Origin of the sequence: Streptomyces sp. NPDC014891 (assembly GCF_043081085.1) — a bacterium.
Lineage (GTDB): Bacteria > Actinomycetota > Actinomycetes > Streptomycetales > Streptomycetaceae > Streptomyces.
Genome location: NZ_JBIBWF010000001.1, coordinates 853,190 through 865,994 on the forward strand (window position 1 = coordinate 853,190; position 12,805 = coordinate 865,994).

General features: G+C 74.7%; 9 protein-coding genes. 4 read left to right on the top strand and 5 right to left on the bottom strand.

The features are described 5' to 3' along the window. The first annotated feature begins 16 nt into the window (after positions 1-16). Positions 17-1,099 carry a WD40/YVTN/BNR-like repeat-containing protein gene (locus ACF09E_RS03520; protein ID WP_392203639.1) on the top strand — a complete coding sequence of 361 codons (1,083 nt, stop codon included), beginning with the start codon at positions 17-19 and terminating at the stop codon, positions 1,097-1,099. A 52-nt stretch (positions 1,100-1,151) separates the two neighbouring features. On the opposite strand, the gene ACF09E_RS03525 is transcribed toward ACF09E_RS03520, so the two are convergent. Beyond that, positions 1,152-1,829, bottom strand: a complete 678-nt coding sequence (locus ACF09E_RS03525; protein ID WP_361857815.1) for a uracil-DNA glycosylase — start codon at positions 1,827-1,829, stop codon at positions 1,152-1,154. 135 nt (positions 1,830-1,964) lie between these two features. On the opposite strand from ACF09E_RS03525, the gene ACF09E_RS03530 reads away from it, so the two are divergent. Together ACF09E_RS03530 and ACF09E_RS03535 are read left to right on the top strand one after the other, a co-directional pair. Next, positions 1,965-2,984 (top strand): N-acetylglucosamine kinase, encoded by a 1,020-nt coding sequence (locus ACF09E_RS03530; protein ID WP_392203640.1) that lies wholly within the window; start codon positions 1,965-1,967, stop codon positions 2,982-2,984. Between the two features lie 150 nt (positions 2,985-3,134). Further along, entirely contained in the window at positions 3,135-4,058 is a 924-nt protein-coding gene (locus tag ACF09E_RS03535) for a sirohydrochlorin chelatase (RefSeq protein WP_392203641.1), read from the top strand. Positions 4,059-4,167: 109 nt separating this feature from the next. Here the strand turns inward: ACF09E_RS03535 and ACF09E_RS03540 are convergent, their stop codons facing one another. Both ACF09E_RS03540 and ACF09E_RS03545 read right to left on the bottom strand, forming a co-directional pair. Beyond that, positions 4,168-5,223 carry a lactonase family protein gene (locus tag ACF09E_RS03540; RefSeq protein WP_392203642.1) on the bottom strand — a complete coding sequence of 352 codons (1,056 nt, stop codon included), beginning with the start codon at positions 5,221-5,223 and terminating at the stop codon, positions 4,168-4,170. 140 nt (positions 5,224-5,363) lie between these two features. Then, complete coding sequence (locus ACF09E_RS03545; RefSeq protein WP_392203864.1) at positions 5,364-6,857, bottom strand: FUSC family protein; 1,494 nt, start codon at positions 6,855-6,857, stop codon at positions 5,364-5,366. A 395-nt stretch (positions 6,858-7,252) separates the two neighbouring features. Here ACF09E_RS03545 and ACF09E_RS03550 point away from each other — a divergent pair, with 395 nt between their 5' ends. Then, positions 7,253-7,708, top strand: a complete 456-nt coding sequence (locus ACF09E_RS03550) for a GNAT family N-acetyltransferase (protein WP_392203643.1) — start codon at positions 7,253-7,255, stop codon at positions 7,706-7,708. Between the two features lie 51 nt (positions 7,709-7,759). Here the strand turns inward: ACF09E_RS03550 and ACF09E_RS03555 are convergent, their stop codons facing one another. Both ACF09E_RS03555 and ACF09E_RS03560 read right to left on the bottom strand, forming a co-directional pair. Then, entirely contained in the window at positions 7,760-8,251 is a 492-nt protein-coding gene (locus ACF09E_RS03555; protein WP_392203865.1) for a nucleotidyltransferase domain-containing protein, read from the bottom strand. A 118-nt stretch (positions 8,252-8,369) separates the two neighbouring features. Further along, positions 8,370-12,656: a discoidin domain-containing protein gene (locus tag ACF09E_RS03560; protein ID WP_392203644.1), complete on the bottom strand. Its 4,287-nt coding sequence runs from the start codon at positions 12,654-12,656 to the stop codon at positions 8,370-8,372. Positions 12,657-12,805 lie beyond the last annotated feature (149 nt).

Here is a 12,805-nt window from a genome sequence, read left to right on the forward strand (position 1 = left end):
CTGGAGGTTGGCAGCCATGCCCGACGTACTCCTCACCGTAGGCACCCGCAAGGGACTCTTCATCGGCCGCAGGCACGACGGCCGATGGGAGTTCGACGATCCGGCCTTCCCCGCGCAGGCGGTCTACTCGGTCGCCATCGACACCCGCGGGCCGGCCCCGCGGCTCCTCGTCGGCGGCGACAGCGCCCACTGGGGCCCGTCCGTCTTCCACTCCGACGACCTCGGCAGGACCTGGACCGAGCCCGCACGGCCGGCCGTGAAGTTCCCCGAGGACACCGGCGCCTCCCTGGAGCGCGTCTGGCAGCTGCACCCGGCGCCCGAGCACTCCCCCGGGGTCGTGTACGCCGGGACCGAGCCGGCCGCCCTCTTCCGCTCCGGGGACGGCGGGGAGTCCTTCGAACTGGTCCGTCCGCTGTGGGACCACCCGACCCGCTCCGCGTGGGAGCCGGGCGGCGGCGGCGAGGCCGTCCACACCGTGGTCACCGACCGGCGCGACCCGTCGGCCGTCACCGTCGCCGTGTCCACCGCCGGGGTGTTCCGGTCCCAGGACGGCGGGAACGCGTGGGAGCCCTCCAACAAGGGGGTGTCGGCGGTGTTCCTGCCGGACCCGAACCCCGTCTTCGGGCAGTGCGTCCACAAGATCGCCCAGGATGCCGGCGATCTCGACCGGCTCTACCTGCAGAACCACTGGGGCGTCTTCCGCAGCGACGACGCCGGCGCGACCTGGACGGACATCGGCGCGGGGCTGCCCTCGGACTTCGGCTTCGCGGTCGCGGCGCACCCGCACCGGCCGGACACCGCCTACGTCTTCCCCATCACCGCGGACTCCGACCGGGTCCCGGCCGGACGCCGGTGCCGCGTCTACCGCACGACCGACGCCGGAGCCACCTGGGAGCCGCTGAGCCGGGGGCTGCCCGAGGGCGACCACTACGGCACCGTCCTGCGCGACGCGCTGTGCACGGACGACGCCGATCCGGCGGGCGTGTACTTCGGCAACCGCAACGGCGAGGTGTACGCGAGCGCCGACGACGGCGACACCTGGCAGCTCCTCGCCGAGCACCTGCCCGACGTGCTGTGCGTCCGGGCGGCCGTCGTCTGAGCCGCCGCCCGATGTGCCGCGGCCCCTCCCGCGCCGGAGGGGCCGCGGCAGGTCAGGGCAGGCGCCAGTCGACCGGCTGGGCGCCCTGCTCCAGCAGGAGGTCGTTGGCCCGGCTGAAGGGGCGGGAGCCGAAGAAGCCGCGGTCCGCCGACATGGGGGACGGGTGCGCGGACTCGATCGCCGGCAGACTGCCGAGCAGGGGGCGGGCGTTGCGCGCGTCGCGCCCCCACAGGATCGACACCAGCGGCTTGCCGCGCGCGGCCAGGGCGCGGATCGCCTGCTCGGTCACCTCCTCCCAGCCCTTGCCCCGGTGGGCGGCCGGCTTGCGCGGGGCGGTGGTGAGCGCCCTGTTGAGGAGGAGGACGCCCTGCCGGGTCCAGGGCGTCAGGTCGCCGTTCGACGGCCGGGGCAGCCCGAGGTCGGTGTGCAGCTCCCGGAAGATGTTCTCCAGGCTGCCCGGCAGCTGCCGGACCTCGGGCGCCACGGCGAAGCTCAGTCCGATCGCCATTCCCGGCGTCGGATAGGGATCCTGACCCACGATCAGGACCCGCACGTCGTCGAAGGGCTGCTGGAACGCCCGCAGGACGTGCTGTCCGGCCGGCAGGTAGGTGCGGCCCGCGGCGATCTCCGCACGCAGGAAGTCGCCCATCTCCGCCACGCGTCCCGCCACGGGGCTCAGAGCCTCCGCCCAGCCGGGCTCCACCAGTTCGTTCAAAGGTCGCGCTGTCACGGTCCGTCACTCTACCGGCCTACAGTGACACCCCGGTTCGCCCGCGGCCGCGGGGCACCCCCTAGACTCCGGCCACTTCCCCGCCTCTCCCGCCCCACGCCCCTCACCCCCCTCACAGCCCGAGGACGGTGCACCGTGCCCCCAGTCCCCTCCGCCGCCTCCGGGTCCGGCCCGGCCGACGCCCTCGTCGTCGGTGTCGACTCCGGGGGGTCGGGGCTCCGGATCGCCCTGGCCGGAGCGGCGGACGGGACGGTGCTCGGCGTCCGCTCCTCGCGCGAGCCGGTCCGGACCGGCCCCGCCGGCATCTCCGCCCGTCACCTCCTCGACCAGGTCCTGCCGGCCGTGCGCACCCTGACGGAGTCCCACCGCGGGCGTCCGGTCGTCGCCGTCGCCGTCGGGGCCGCCGGGATGGCGACCCTCGGGGACGAGCTCCGGGCCGAACTGCCCGGCGCCTTCGCCGAGGCCTGGGGGGTGCGTCGGCTCGCACTGGCGGCCGACGCCGTCACCGCCTACGCCGGCGCGCTCGGGCAGCGGCCGGGGGCCGTCGTCGCGGGCGGTACGGGCATGATCGCGCTCGGCACGGATCTCGCGTCCTGGCGGCGGGCCGACGGCTGGGGGCACCTCCTCGGCGACTGCGGCAGCGGGGCATGGATCGGCCGGGCCGGCCTGGAGGCGGCCCTGCGGGCGTACGACGGGCGGAGCGGCGGATCGGCGGCCCTGCTCGCCCTGGCGCAGAAGACCTTCGGTCCCGCGGCCGGGCTGCCGGGGGCGCTCTACCCCCGCACCGACCGGCCCGCGGTGCTCGCCTCCTTCGCCCCCGAGGTGGCCCGGTGCGCCGCCGAGGACCCCGTGGCGGCGGACATCCTGGCGCGGGCCGCCCGGCACATCGCCGAGGCCGCCGAGGCCGCGTGCCCGGCCGGGCCGGGTGCCCTGGTGGCGCTGACCGGCGGACTGTTCAGACTGGGGGACCCGCTGCTCGTACCGCTGCGGGCGGAGCTCGGCCGGCGGCTTCCGGAGGCCCGGACCGCGGATCCCGCCGGGGACCCGCTGGCCGGGGCCGTCGGGCTCGCGGCGGCCCTCGCCACCGGCACGCTGCGGCTCCCGGAGGACCCCTCGCTGCTGCGGCTGTTCGGCGGGGACGTCCCCGAGCGCTGACATCCGCCCAGGTGGGAGACGGTGCGTCGCGCTCCGGCGAGTGCGGAGACCGCATTCCGGACGGAACCGAGGGGGACATAGGGGGGCAGAAGGCGCATGATCGTACCTCAGCCGACGCCGCCCCCGGCGAAACCAGTAGCATGCGGCGCCATGAGCTCCCCCACTGGGCCTGCTTCCGGCCTGCCTGTACGAATGCCTCGACCCCGTCAGTCCGGGCGGCACCGTCGCCCCGAACCCGCGGCGGCGCCCGAGGGCGCTCCCGCACTGGTTCTCGCTGTGCCCGGCGCGCCCTCCGCCGCCATACGCTCGCTGGCCGAGGAGGTCGTGAGCATCGCCCGTTCCGAGCTGCCCGGCCTCGACGCGCTGATCGGCTTCGTCGAGGGCGACGACAGCGAGTTCCCCTCGCTCGCGACCGTCCTGACGGTCGCCGCCACGCTGCGCACCGAGCGGTACGAGCTGGCCGTGGCCGCCGGCCGCGAGGTCAGCGCGCCCACCGGCCCGTCCGCGGTCGTCGTGCCGCTGCTCGCGGGTCCGGACAGCGCGCAGACGCGGCACATCCGCCAGGCGGTCATGGACGCCGGCAACACCGCCGAGCTCACCGACGTCCTCGGCCCGCACCCGCTGCTCGCCGAAGCGCTGCACGTGCGCCTCTCCGAGGCGGGTCTGGCCCGCGCGGACCGCGCCCGTCTCTTCACGGTCGCGACGGCCGCCGACGGCATCATCCTCGCCACCGTGGGCGGCGAGGAGGCCGTCCAGGCCGCGGGCATCACCGGCATGCTGCTGGCCGCCCGCCTCGCGGTGCCGGTGATCGCCGCCGCGCTCGACCAGGAGGGCTCGATCGCCTCCGTCGCCGAGCAGCTGCGCGGCGCCGGTTCCGAGCAGCTCGCGCTGGCGCCGTACCTCATCGGCCCGGAGCTGGCCGACGGTCTGCTCGACGAGGCCTCGAAGGAGGCCGGCTGCGCTTCCGCCGAGCCGCTGGGGGCCTACCCGGCGATCGGCAAGCTCGTGCTCTCGCAGTACACGGCCGCGCTCGGCATCCCGCCGCAGCAGCCGCAGGGCGCGTCCTCGCTCTGAGGGCGCCCACCACCCCGCCCGTACGCCGAGGGGCCCGCACCGGATGTCCGGTACGGGCCCCTCGGCGTTCGCCGGTCGACCGCGCGGTCCCGGCGGACGGGGTCCGGTCTCAGCCGAGGACGACGCAGGAGGCGGCGGGCGCCTCGACGGAGCCCGCGCGCGCGGGGATGCCCGTCTCGGGGTCGAGGGCGAACCAGGTCACGTCGCCGGAGCGCTCGTTGGCCGCGTACAGGTACCGGCCGGAGGGGTCCAGGGTCAGGTCGCGGGGCCAGGTGCCGCCGCAGGGCACGGTGGCCACGAGGGTCGCCGCGGCCCCGTCGGGGGCGAGGGCGAGGACGGCGAGGGTGTCGTCGCCACGCACGGCCGCCCAGAGGAAGCGCCCGTCGGGGGCGGCGACGACCTCGGAGGGGTAGCTGGGGCCGGGGGCGCCCTCGGGGACGACGGAGGTCTCGCCGAGGGGTTCGAGGACGCCGGCCTCGGCGTCCCAGCGGCAGACGGTGAGGGTGGGCGCCAGCTCGTTCAGGACGTACGCGTGCGTCCCGGCGGGGTGGAAGGCGAGGTGGCGCGGTCCGGTGCCGGGGCGCAGCGGGGTCTCGGTGTGGAGGGTGAGGGCTCCGGTGGCGGGGTCGAGCGCGCAGATCCGCACGGAGTCGGTGCCGAGGTCCACGCTGACGATCCAGCGGCCGCTGGGGTCGGGGAGCACCTGGTGGGCGTGCGGGCCGGCCTGGCGGGCGGTGACGGGGCCGTCGCCCTCGTGGCGGAGGACGGCCGCGGCCGGGCGGGCGGTGCCGTCCTGCGCCAGCGGCAGGGCGGTGACGCTGCCGGAGGTGTAGTTGGCGGTGAGGAGGTGCCCGGCGGCGAGGGAGAGGTGGGTGGGGGCCTCGCCGTCGACGGGGACGGGGGCGCCGAGCGGCCGGGGCGCCGGCCCGGTGACGTCGAAGGCGGCGACGGCTCCGGCCCCGGTCTCGGACACGGCGTGGAGCACGGGGCCGGCGAGGGCGAGGAACGAGGGATCGGCGACGGCGTCGCTGCCGCCGGTGAGGGTCAGCGCCCCCGTCTCCGGGTCGACGTCGGCGGCGAGGACGCCCCGCCCGCCCGCCGAGGTGAAGGAGCCGATGTACGCCCGTACCGCGCTCCGGTCCTGAACCGTCCCTGTGTCGCCCACGGCGCCTCCCCAGTCCCCGCGGCCGGTCGCGGTCGACCGGCCTGCGTGCGGCCGACGGTAGCAGGCGGTCTAGACCAAAGCGGTGGGGTGGGAGGCGGCCCGGCGGCCCCGGCCGGCGGGGCCGGGGCGGGGCGTGCCGGTCAGGAGCGCAGCAGCCACGCGCCCGGCGAGGTCCGCAGCGGGGCGTCCAGCTCCGTGAGCACCCGGGCGAGGCCCCTCGCGTGGGCGAGGGCGGGAGCGCCGGGGTGGGTCTCGCCCTCGGTCCGGACGTGGCCGTCCGGCTCGGCCGCGGCCTCCTGGCGGGAGATCAGGGCTTCGACGGCGGCCTCGACCCGCCAGCAGGCGGCGGCCAGGCGGGCGTCGTGGGAGGCGTCCGGGTCGGCGGCCACGGAGACGAGCCCCCGGACCTCGCGGGCGGCCTCGTCCAGGAGCACGAGCACGCGGCGGGCCCGCTGCTTGCGTCCCCTGAAGGGGGTGAGCGGGTGGACCAGCGGGGCGACCGAGAGCCGTACGCGTCCGAGGAGCGCCTCCAGCTCGGCGGCGTGCGGGGTCGGGTCGGCGGCCTCGTCGCCGGCCAGGCGCCGGGCGGCGGCCGAGGTGGCGGACCGGACGCAGAGGAGCGCCCGCTGGATCCAGGTGTCGTTCGTGGTGTGCGTGCGCACGGGGAGGACCAGGGTCACGGCGAGGCCGGCGCAGACGGCGCCGGCGACGGTCTCGGCCACGCGGAGCAGGAGCAGCGGCCCGTCGAGGACGCCCAGGAGGCCGTAGAGCAGGCTGGCCATCACGGTGACCGCGAGGATCATCCAGCTGTAGGACACGGCGGCCGTGTAGAAGATGCCGAACACGCACACGGCGACCAGCAGGGCGGTGGCGACGGGGGTGCCGCCCAGCGGGACGGCGACGAGGAACCCGCCGACGATGCCGGTGACGGTGCCGAGGACGCGGCGGAAGCCCCGGACGAGCGTCTCGCCGCGCGAGGCGGTGTTCACGAAGATCCACCAGACGGTGCCGACGGCCCAGTACCAGCGCTCCTCGGAGAGGAACTGCCCGATGACGAGGGCGGCCCCCGAGGCGACCGTGACCTGGACTGCCTGGCGGGTGGTGGACCGGGCGAGGCCGGTCCCGGGCAGGGCGGCGGGGACGGCCGGCGGCGGGACCCGGCGCTCGATGGGCCAGAGCGCGAAGCGCACGGCCGCGGCCGCGGCCAGGGCGACGCCGGTGGCCGCGTACAGCTCGGGGAGCTGGGCGGGGACGGCGTGCAGGAACTGGGTGACGAAGAACTGCATGAAGGCGAAGATGCCGAGCGCGTGGCCGCGCGGGCCCCAGCGGCGGGCGTAGACGCCGGCGAAGATCACGAGCAGCCAGGCGGCGTCGCGGAGCGTCGGCGTGCCGTGCAGGAGGGTCGCGAGGGCGAGGACGGGGAATCCGGCCGCGGGCAGCAGGGCGGTGGTGACGGCCTGGCGGCGGACCGTGGGGTCGGCGACCGTGAAGAGGGCGAGCAGCGCGGCGAGGCCGGCGGTGATCGAGGCGACGAGGGAGAGGCCGAGCAGCTCGGCCAGGGCGACGGCGAGCGCGATGCCGAGGACGGCGCGCAGCGAGACCCTGAGCCGGACGAGCCCCGGGTCCGGGGCCATGAAGTACGAGCGCACGGCGGCCAATCCCGCCCCCCTTGATCTGTGTTCCTCGCCGCGTGCGGGCGTCCCCGGGGGTGGTGGGGGCTCGGACACGACGAAGGCACCGCGGGCCGGTCCGGCCTCGTCGCCGGACGGCGCTGCGCGGCGCCGAAGGTGTGTGATGGCTACGAGGATAGCCCGAAGGGGGTACGTCGGCTCAACTCGCGGGCCGATGGGTGGGCCATCGGCCCGGCCACCCGCCGGTTCGGGTGACCGGACGGGGGCCATTGGCCCACGCACCGGCCCGCCCGCCGGTCCGCGGCTCCGCGGCGCACCGCCCCGTCGCCGCGGCGCCCCGGCGTCCGCCCGCGGGCGGACCCGCACCGTGCCGCGGCGACCCGTGCCAGAATCCGCCCATGGCAGACCGGGAGCATCTCGACGAGGTGGTCGTGCGCCCCGCGGTGGCGGCGGACGCGGACGCGCTGATGGAGGTCGACACGATCGCCGCCGAGGGGGACGCCGACCGGCGGGCGGGCATCCGCCGGTGGTGCGGGCAGGGCCTGGCCTCGATGGCGGAGGGCTCCGCGGGCCCGCTGGGCTACTGCGTGGTCGAGTACACCTTCTTCGGGCACGGCTTCGTCACGCTGCTGACGGTGGCCCCCGCGGCCCGTGGCGGCGGGGTGGGCCGGCGCCTGCTGGAGGCCGCGGCGGCCTCGTGCACGACGCCCAAGCTGTTCACCTCGACCAACGTCTCCAACCAGCCGATGCAGCGGCTGCTCGGGCGGGCGGGCTGGAGCCCCGTCGGTCTGCTGCACGGCCTCGACGAAGGCGATCCCGAGCTGTTCTACCTGTGCGGGGGCCGCGCCGGGTAGAGGCGCGGGCGGCCGGGCGCGGGGCGACGCCCGCGACCGGAGCCGCCCGGTTCAGAAGTGCGTGGCGATGCCGAAGGCGTGGCGCAGTCGGGCCATGTCGTGGAGGTCGCGGTCCCGGGGCTCGTAGCCCTGGTGGAAGAAGACCTGCTGCTCGGCCGAGAGGCACGGCACGGGGGTGCCCTCGATGGTGCCGGTCACGAAGGCAGAGGCCGGGTAGGGGAAGGGCTTCCCCGGTTCGGGCGACGCCTGGACCGCGGAACCGTCCTCGGCGAAGACCAGCGGGTGGAGGTCGATCTCGCGCCCGTCCGGGGCCGTCATGACGAAGCGGACGGGCCTCTGGTCGAGGGTCTCCGCGAAGCCGGCCGCGCGAAGGGCCGTCAGCACGGCCTCCTCCTGGTCCTCGCGGTGCATCAGGTCCAGGTCGTGGTGGTCCCGGGTCCGCTCGCCGATCAGGGCGTCGACGCCCCATCCCCCGCCGGTCCAGACGTCCGCCCCCGCGCGGCGCAGCAGGTCCAGGACGGCTCGTACGTCGTCAGCGCTCATCATCCGACGCAGGCTAGGAGGGTTCGCGCGGCGCCGCGAGCGGTTTACCGCGGGCACGGGGCCGGCGCCCGCCGCTGGATGCGGGGGCGCCGGTGTCCTTGTGCTCGGGAGGTGCGGTTCAGCAGGGGTTGATGTTGATCTTGAAGTTGGTCGTGTTCCGGATGTTCTCGGCGTTGTCCTGGAGGCGCAGGCAGTTGAACGTCACCTCGCCGACGGCCGGGCCCTGGCCGGGCTCGGGCATCTCGTTGGCCCAGACGCCGATGCCGGACCTGGCGTCCCAGGCGTCACCGCTCCGCTTCGCGCCCGTGATGGAGATGTCGGTGAACACGGTGTCCTTCACCGGGTTCTCGGGCTGCGAGCCGGTGTACTTCGTCTGGAACATGATCCCGCTGTAGGTGGGGTCGACGATGTCCACGTGGCTGACCCGGATCCCCTGGAAGACCTTCGAGGCGGAGAAGACCCAGATCCCGGGGAAGGACTGGTTGCCCCAGAAGTGACCGCCGGCCCGGACGATCGAGATGTTCTCGAAGTTCGTCGGGATGGTCCCGAAGCCGTTCATCGGGTAGCCGAAGTCCAGCGAGGAGATGGTGATGCCGGAGTACACCAGGGTGTCGGCGATGTGGATGTTGCGGAAGGTGTTGTTGTAGCCGCCGTACACCGCGATGCCCGCGGCGCGCCAGGTGAGCGTCGTGCTGAGGTTCTCGTAGACGTTGTTCTTCATGTCCGCGCCGCCGGCGTCGATCGCCGAGAAGAGCGCGAAGCTGTCGTCGCCGGTCGCGCGGGCGTCGTTGTTCGACACCAGGTTGTCCGTCGACCCGTTGGTCATGTTGACGCCGTCGGCGAAGAGGTTCCGGATCCGCGAGTTCTTGATCGTCATCCGGTCGGTGTTGGCGCCCCAGTAGAGGCAGACCATGTGCTCGTTCCAGATGTCGTCGATGACGATGTCCGCGACGTTCGCGAAGTCGAAGACCTTGCCCGGTCCGTCGATGCGGGTCACGTAGTTCCCGAAGTAGGCGAAGCCCTTGAAGAGCGAGCCGTTCGCCGCGGCTTCGGCGCGGAAGCCGATGTCGGTGTTGTCCTGAGTCGAGGGCGCGTGGAACTTCGTGTACCAGGGGCCGGCGCCGACGACCTTGACCGCCTTGCCGTAGACCTGGAACTTGCTGGAGGTCTGGTAGTCACCGGGCGGCAGGTACACGCCGACGAGCTTTCCGGTGGTGTCCATCCGGACCTTGTCCAGCGCGTTCTGCACGTCCTGGTGGCCGAAGCCGGCCGGCACCGTGTAGGCGGCCGGGTCCGGGTTGGCGACCGGCGCGACCTGCTCAAGGTCGACGAAGTCGATCGCGTAGTGGGCGGCGGTGTTGGCGGCGTCCTTCTGCAGCCTGATCCTGCTGCCCGCGGGGATCGTCTCCCCGAACATCAGGTTCGCCTCGTCGTAGATGTGGCGCGGGGCGCCGGAGCCCGGGTCGTTGCCGGGGCCGGCCTCGGCCCCGTACAGCCAGGCGTACTTCGAGGTGAGCGGCAGGGCCTTCTTGAACACGCCGTCGACGTAGACGTTGATGCTGGAGTCGATCCCGCCGCCGCCCGCGGCGTCCGGGATGGAGAAGCGGGTGACCAGGGTGTTCGTGGCCGCGCGCGTGGTGAACTCCACGTACTCGCCGGTCGCGTCCAGGGTGACGGCCTTGCGGCCCGACGCCTCGCCGGCGATGTCGCCGATGGTGCGGTTGGGGCCGACGACCGAGGCTCCGCCGCCGGTGGCGGCGTCCTCCGCCTCGTACGTCGTGTAGGGCATGTTCGCGCCCCGGCCGACGAAGAGCGGCTGCGTGCGGGTGTTGTTCCCGCGCTTCACCGGGAGCTCGTTCGCGTCGTCGGCGAGCACGGTGCGGACGGTGTACGAGCCGTTCACGGCGGTCCAGGTGCCGAGGCTCACCTCGGTCGACGCGCCGGCCGCGAGTGCGCCGCTGTGCGCCCCGGTCAGTGTCCTGACCACGCCGCCCTGGGCGTTGACCAGTTCCAGCGTCACGCCGTGGGAGCCGGTGGAGGTCGCCTCGGTGCCCTGGTTCTTCACGGCGACCTTGAAGGTCACCGAGTCCCCGGCGGCCGGGCTGGACGGGACGGTCGTCACGGAGGTGGCGACGAGGTCCGCGCTCGCGAGGGGCTTCACCACGAGGGCGGTGGGACGGGTGTAGGCGTTGTTGGTCTCGTTCTGCTCCAGGACCTCGCCCGCCTCGTCCGCGACGGCGCCCAGCTCGTAGGTACCCGCGGCGCGCACGCCGACGGAGACCGGCACGGTGGCCTGCTCTCCGGGGGCCAGGGCCGGGGCCTGCCCGGTCGCGACCTTGGTGCCGCCGAGGCGGACGGCGACCCGGCTCGCCGATGCGGGCGCGGAGCCGTCGTTGCGGACGACCGCGGAGACGGTGATCGGGTCGTCCTCTTCCGGGGCGGCGGGCGTGGTGGACAGCCCGGTGACGGTGAGGTCCGGGTTGGGCGCGGGGACGCCGACCACCTGGAACTCGGCGAGCTGGCCCGCCGGGGCGCCGGAGTTGGCGGTGAACCTGAGCTGGACGTCCGCGAGGCGCCCGGTGAGCGGGACGGTGACGGTGTTGGCGCTCGCGGGGTCGAAGGCGTAGCTCTTGGCCGCGACCTTGCTGGTGAAGCCGGTGGCGCTCTGCTCGCGGCCGAGGACCTCGATGGTCTGGGTGCGGGACTGCCAGGCCTGGGCCGGGTTGAGCTTCAGCACGAGCCGGTCGACGTCGGCGTTGGCGCCGAGCTTGACGGTGAGGGTCTGCGGGTAGCTGCCGCCGCCCTCCCAGTAGGTGGCGGTGTCGTTGTCGTTGGCGTTGGCCGCGGTGAAGCCGCCCGTGGCCGAGGACGCCTCGATCGCCTTGCCGACGGAGAGGTTGGAGCCGCCTCCGCCGCTGCCGTTGCGGGTGACGCTGTTGGAGGCCGCGGAGGTGTTGCCGGCCGCGTCCTTGGCCACCACGTGGTACGTGACGGTGGCGCTCGCCGGCTGGGTGTCCGTGTACGTGGTGACGCTGCCGGAGACGCTGCCGCGGAGGACGTTGTTCGCGTAGACGTCGTAGGCCGTGACGCCCTTGTCGTCGGTGGAGGCGGTCCAGGTCAGCCTGACCTGGCCGCTCGCGGGCTCGGTGAGGCCGAGGTTCGCGGGGGCGGTCGGGGCCTGGGTGTCCCCGGCGTCGCCGACACGGGTGACGGTGTTGCTGTCGCCGGACTGGTTGCCCGCCGCGTCCTTCGCCCGGACCCGGTACGAGACGGTCTGGCCGGCCGGCCGGTTGTCGGTGAAGGTCGTGACGTCGCCGGCGACGGTGGTGAGCAGGACGTTGTTGGCGTAGACGTCGTACGCGGTGACGCCCTGGTTGTCGGTCGAGGCGTTCCAGGTGAGCCTGATCTGCCCGGTGGCGGGCTGGGTGTAGGCCAGGTTCGCGGGGGCGGTCGGGGCCTGGGTGTCGCCGGTGGCGGGTCCGTAGACCTCCAGCTCGGAGATCTGCGCGGCGGGCTGGACGGTGTTCGCGGTCACCAGGACCCGCACGTAGCGGGTGGTGGTGGAGTCCAGCGTGATCGTCACGGTGTTGTCGTTGCCCGGGTTGAAGGCGTGGGCCTGGGACGCCGAGAGGTCGGTGAAGGCGGTCCCGTTGGTGCTGCCCTGGATCTTCAGGGTCTGGCTGCGGGCGCCCCAGCCGGCCGGCAGCTTCAGGACGACGCGGTTGACGGCCACGGCGGCGCCGAGATCGGCCTGGAGCCATTGCGGCAGGGCGTTGTTGCCGCTCTCCCAGTAGCTGGCCCGGTTGCCGTCGTTGGCGTTGGGCGCGGCGTACACCTCGGTGTGGCTGCTGGCCGTGAGGGTCTTGCCCGCGGCCAGGTTGGCCGAGGAGCCCTCGGCCGCGTGCACCTCCAGCTCGGAGAGCTGGGCCGCCTGCCAGCCGCTGTTGGCGGTGACGTTGACGCGGACGAAGCGGGCCTGGGTCGCCGGGAAGGCGATGGTGACCGTGTTCGCCGAGCCGGGGCTGAAGGTGTAGGTGGCGGAGCTCTTCAGGGTGCTGAAGCTGGTGCCGTCGGCGCTGCCCTGGAGGGACAGGGTCTGGTTCCGGGTCTCCCAGCCGGCCGGCAGCTTGAGCACCACCTCGTCGACGCGGGTGGAGGCGCCGAGGTCGGCCTGGACCCACTGGGGCAGGCCGGAGCCGGCGCTCTCCCAGTACGTGCCCTGGTCGCCGTCGGTGACGCCGCCGGCGCCGTAGCCGGACTGCGCGCTGCTCGCGGCGGCGGCGTCGCCGAGCGCGATGTTGGGTCCGCCGGCCGCCTGGGCGGCCGTCAGGGGGCCTCCCAGGCTCAGCAGGCTGGCCGCGATCGCGGCGCTCAGGCACCGTGATCGCCAGGTGGGGGTTCTCATCGTTCCTCGCTTCTCGGTCCCGCGCCCGCCCGGGGGTACGGGCGGGCACGGCACGGGGGTGGTGGAAGGCGGGACGTGCGGGGGGGTGCGGGGGTGCCGGCGGGGCGCCCGGACATGGATCCGGGTGCCCCGCCGGGGTCGGGCGCCGG